Origin of the sequence: Stenotrophomonas maltophilia, assembly GCF_003970865.1 — a bacterium.
Taxonomy (GTDB): Bacteria; Pseudomonadota; Gammaproteobacteria; order Xanthomonadales; family Xanthomonadaceae; genus Stenotrophomonas; species Stenotrophomonas maltophilia_AR.
This window is the reverse complement of the sequence record NZ_RXLZ01000119.1, coordinates 1-4446: the sequence shown is the minus strand read 5'-3', so window position 1 is coordinate 4446 and position 4446 is coordinate 1. Positions and strand designations below refer to the sequence as shown.

Genomic DNA, 4446 nt, shown 5'->3' with positions numbered 1-4446 from the left:
TGTTTTATTGTATGTCGCTCTGGTGTTGGTATCTATTTTTTGTTTTTTTTTTTCCAGGCGAAGGCGGCAAACGGGGTTGGGGTCCGGCTTGGTGGCTCGGAGATGGGTATAAGGGACAGGTGGTGGTGGCCGCTCCGGCGGTGGCGGTGCTTCGGGGGGCTGGTGATGATCCAACGACTGTGTCGTCATGTGTTTTCGCCGTCGGTACGGCGCGCATTCCCGCCGGCCACGCTGCAGGCGATCACCGAGGCCATCGCGGCCGGTGAGCAGCGCCACGGTGGGCAGGTGATGTTCGCGGTGGAAGCGGACCTGCCGCTGGCCGCGCTGTGGCACCGGGTCACCCCGCGGCAGGCCGCCGAGCATGCGTTTGCCCGCCTGCGCACCTGGGATACCACCCACAACAATGGCGTGCTGATCTACCTCCTGTTGGCTGACCACGCCATCGAGATCGTTGCCGACCGTGGCCTGCAGGGCCGGGTCAGCCCGGCGCAGTGGCAGCGGGTCTGCACCCACTTGCGCGAGGGCCTGCGTGGTTCCCATCCGGTGGAAGCGCTGCAGGATGCCATCGACGAAGTCTCCAGCCTGATCGAAGGGCACTTTCCGGCCTCGACACGGTCGAACGATGACGCGTTGCCGAACTCGCCCCAGCTCCTTGGTTGAGCCGGGGCGGCACTGGCCCGAGAATAGGCGTTCAACCGCAAGGCACCTTCCATGATCTATTTCCACGACATCGACCCCATCGCCCTCTCGCTGGGGCCGATCAAGGTGCACTGGTACGGCATCATGTACCTGCTCGGCTTCACCGCGGCCTGGCTGCTGGGCCGCAAGCGCATTGCCGACGGGCGCCTGCCGGGCGTTGATGCCAACGGCTTCTCCGACCTGCTGTTCTACGCCATGCTTGGCGTGGTGCTGGGCGGGCGCATCGGCTACATGCTGTTCTACGCGCTGGGCGATTTCCTGCACAACCCGCTGCTGCTGTTCAAGGTGTGGGATGGCGGCATGAGTTTCCACGGCGGCCTGCTGGGCGTGATTGCGGCCTGCTGGTGGTGGTCGCGCAAGCACAAGCTGCATTTCTTCGACACCATGGATTTCATGGCGCCGCTGGTACCGCTGGGCCTGGGCTTCGGCCGTATCGGCAACTTCATCGGTGCCGAGCTGTGGGGCAAGTACACCGACGGTACCTGGGGTGTGGTGTTCCCGTCCGGCCTGCCGGCACCGCTGAACCAGCTCGACCACGCCACCCTGCAGGCGCAGTTCGCCACCGGCGCGTTGAACCAGTTCGCCCGCCATCCCTCGCAGTTGTATGAAGCGTTGCTGGAAGGCCTGGTGATGTTCGTGGTGCTGTGGGCCGTGTCGTCCAAGCCGCGCCATCGCTATCTGGTCGGCGGCCTGTTCGCGCTGATGTACGGCCTGTTCCGCTTCGCGGTGGAGTTCGTGCGTATGCCCGACAACGGCGTCTACGTGGCCTTCGACTGGCTGACCCGCGGCCAGATCCTCAGCCTGCCGCTGATCGCTTTCGGCCTGGTGCTGCTGGTGATGTCGCGCCGTGCGCCGGTACTGCAGCCGCAGCTGCCGGTGGCTGCCGAGGGCAAGGCATGAAGGCTTACCTGGACCTGCTCTCGCATGTGCTCGAGCACGGCGCCGAGAAGAGCGATCGCACCGGCACCGGCACCCGCAGCGTCTTTGGCTGGCAGATGCGTTTCAACCTGGCCGAAGGCTTCCCGCTGGTCACCACCAAGAAACTGCACCTGCGCTCGATCATCCATGAGCTGCTGTGGTTCCTGAAGGGCGACACCAACATCGGCTACCTGAAGGACAACCAGGTACGGATCTGGGACGAGTGGGCCGACGAGAACGGCGACCTCGGCCCGGTCTACGGCAAGCAGTGGCGCAGCTGGGCCACCGCCGACGGCGGCGAGATCGACCAGATGCAGTGGCTGGTGGACGAGATCAAGCGCAACCCCGATTCGCGCCGGCTGGTGGTCAGCGCCTGGAACGTGGGCGAGCTTTCGCAGATGGCGCTGATGCCGTGCCACAACCTGTTCCAGTTCTACGTGGTGGACGGCAAGCTCAGCTGCCAGCTCTACCAGCGCAGCGGCGACATCTTCCTCGGCGTGCCGTTCAACATCGCCAGCTACGCGCTGCTGACCCACATGGTGGCGCAGGCCACCGGCCTGGGCGTGGGTGATTTCGTGCATACGCTGGGCGATGCGCACCTGTATTCGAACCACTTCGAGCAGGCGCGTGAGCAGCTGTCGCGTGAACCGCGCGCGCTGCCGAAGTTGTGGTTGAACCCGGAGGTGACCGATCTGTTCGGCTTCCAGTTCGACGACATCCGCATCGACGGCTACGATCCGCACCCGACCATCAAGGCACCGGTGGCGGTATGAGTACCCGTCTGATTTCCAGCGGCCTGCTGGCGCTATGCGGCATGCTGCCGCTGGTCATGGTGCAGGCCGGACCGGCCGATGCGCTGTCGTTGGCCCGGCAGGTCAATGAGCAGATCGTGCACAAGCACATGCGCGAGGAAGTGCAGGCGTTCGCCGGGGCCTTCAACGGCAGTACGATGATGCCGCAGGATGTGCCGGAAGGCTGCCGGGCGCAGATGCGTGAGGCGGTAACCGGCATGTACACGGCGATGACCGAGCACCTGAAGGCTGGTATCGAGGATCCGGCCTATCAGCGCACGCTCGAGCAGCAGCTTGCCACCGTCTATTCCAGTGACCAGTTGCAGGCATTCCTGGCACGCCGTGCCAGCACCGACACTGCCGCGTTGTCGGCAGACATCCTGTCAGGACCGGGCCTGAAGGACATCGAAGAAGCGCAGAAGCAGAAGATCCTCGGTGGCCTGGATGAGCAGTCCACGTCCAGCCCTGCGCTGGCGGCGGCGTTGCGGGCCGCCAGTGCCGCCAACGCTGCCTGCGAACGCCTGCAGATCGATGCCAGCTGAGGAGGTGGTAGCAATGAAGCTGTCGATGATCGTGGCGCTGGACCGCAACCGTGGCATCGGCCAGGGCAATGCAATGCCCTGGCACCTGCCGGATGATTTCAGGCACTTCAAGGCGCTCACGCTGGGCAAGCCGATCCTGATGGGCCGCAAGACCGCCGAATCGATCGGCCGCGTGCTGCCGGGGCGGACCAACCTGGTGCTGACCCGCAGCGGCCAGGTGCCGTTCGAGGGCATGCGGGCGGTGGCGTCGCTGGACGAGGCGAAGGCGATTGCCAAAGGCGAGGGCGCCAGCGAGCTGTGCATCATCGGCGGCGGCGAGATCTTCCACCAGCTGCTGGACCAGGCCAGTGACCTGTACCTGACCTGGGTGGATGCCGAAGTCCCCGCCGATACCCATTTCCCCGAAGTGGACGTGCAGGACTGGCGGGAAGTGAGCAGCGAGCCGCACCCGGCCGACGAACGACACGCCTACGCGTTCCGCTTCGTGCACTACGTGCGCCGCTGATCGCAACGCATCTGTAGAGCCGAGCTTGCTCGACAGCTCTTGGCGGATACACAGGGCATAGTCGAGCAAGCTCGACTCTACGGCCCGGGCATCCGGTAATGCCCGATGATGGCGTGCTGGAACAGCAGGTTCTCTTCGCGCGTGCCGCGCGCGATGTTGTGCAGCACCAGCGGTGTGCCATTGGCCAGGTGCCGGTCAGAGACGATGCCCACATGCAGCAGGCCGTTGCCGTTGAGCTTCCAGGCAACGATGTCGCCGGCCGCGTAGTCGGCGGCGGCGGCCGTGATCGGCTGCTGCCAGCCCTGTCGCTCGAACCAGCGCATCAGGTTCGGCACGCGACGATGATCGATGTTGCGATCCGGCCGTGACAGGCCCCAGATCGCGGGATAGGCGCTGAAATTGCCGCGCATGTCTTCATGCACCTGCGCCTGCAGGTCCAGGCCCTGGCTGCGCAGGGCACGCACCACTACGTCGGTGCACACACCGCGATCAACCGGGACGTCTCCGCCGGGATAGGCCAGCACCTGATAGGCAGGGTCGTAGCGGGTGGTGACGCCGATCTGCGCGCGCGCTGCAGCCACCAGTGGCGGCGAAGGCGCCTGCGGTTGCGATGGCGTGTGGCCGGTGTTTCCGCCGCCGGTGGGGGCAGGGGCAGAAGTGGGCTGGCAGCCGCTGGCCAGGGCCAGCGTCAGCAGCACCATCCATGGTGCCCAGCCGCGCCGCGTCATGCCTGCGGCGGGGGACTGTTGTTGCCGGGGCCCGCAGAGCCACCACCACCACGGCGGCGACGACGGCGCGGGCCGCGGTTGCCCGGGGGGGCGGCCGGAGCGTTGCCGCCGCCCTGCGCCTGTCCTTTATACCCATCTGACCCTGCCGACGACTCTACGGGTTCGGTTGTGGTGGGGCGCCGGTGACTTTGTAAACAAAAACGACATGACGGCATTACGATTACTCGCCTCTCAACAGCATCAAGACACGAACGACTGCGACA

The 4446-nt window shown here is 65.6% G+C and carries 6 protein-coding genes; 5 read left to right on the top strand and 1 reads right to left on the bottom strand.

All coding sequences use genetic code 11. The features are described from left to right. The first annotated feature begins 165 nt into the window (after positions 1-165). From EKL94_RS21835 to EKL94_RS21815, 5 genes are read left to right on the top strand one after another with little or no spacing between them, the layout of a single operon-like run. The gene (locus EKL94_RS21835; protein WP_060380614.1) at positions 166-660 is read left to right on the top strand and encodes a TPM domain-containing protein; all 495 of its coding nucleotides are present in this window, start codon (positions 166-168) and stop codon (positions 658-660) included. A gap of 51 nt (positions 661-711) precedes the next feature. Next, positions 712-1599 (top strand): prolipoprotein diacylglyceryl transferase, encoded by an 888-nt coding sequence (gene lgt, locus EKL94_RS21830; protein WP_126930615.1) that lies wholly within the window; start codon positions 712-714, stop codon positions 1597-1599. Continuing rightward, a complete protein-coding gene (locus EKL94_RS21825; protein ID WP_126930614.1) occupies positions 1596-2390 on the top strand; it encodes a thymidylate synthase in 795 nt (264 codons plus the stop codon). Before lgt ends, EKL94_RS21825 begins: the two co-directional genes overlap by 4 nt. Continuing rightward, positions 2387-2950 carry a hypothetical protein gene (locus tag EKL94_RS21820; protein ID WP_260473485.1) on the top strand — a complete coding sequence of 188 codons (564 nt, stop codon included), beginning with the start codon at positions 2387-2389 and terminating at the stop codon, positions 2948-2950. The genes EKL94_RS21825 and EKL94_RS21820 overlap by 4 nt, the downstream gene beginning before the upstream one ends. A gap of 13 nt (positions 2951-2963) precedes the next feature. Further along, a complete protein-coding gene (locus EKL94_RS21815; RefSeq protein WP_126930613.1) occupies positions 2964-3455 on the top strand; it encodes a dihydrofolate reductase in 492 nt (163 codons plus the stop codon). Positions 3456-3532: 77 nt separating this feature from the next. On the opposite strand, the gene EKL94_RS21810 is transcribed toward EKL94_RS21815, so the two are convergent. After that, complete coding sequence (locus tag EKL94_RS21810) at positions 3533-4183, bottom strand: DUF1287 domain-containing protein (RefSeq protein WP_126930612.1); 651 nt, start codon at positions 4181-4183, stop codon at positions 3533-3535. Between the last annotated feature and the right edge of the window lie 263 nt (positions 4184-4446).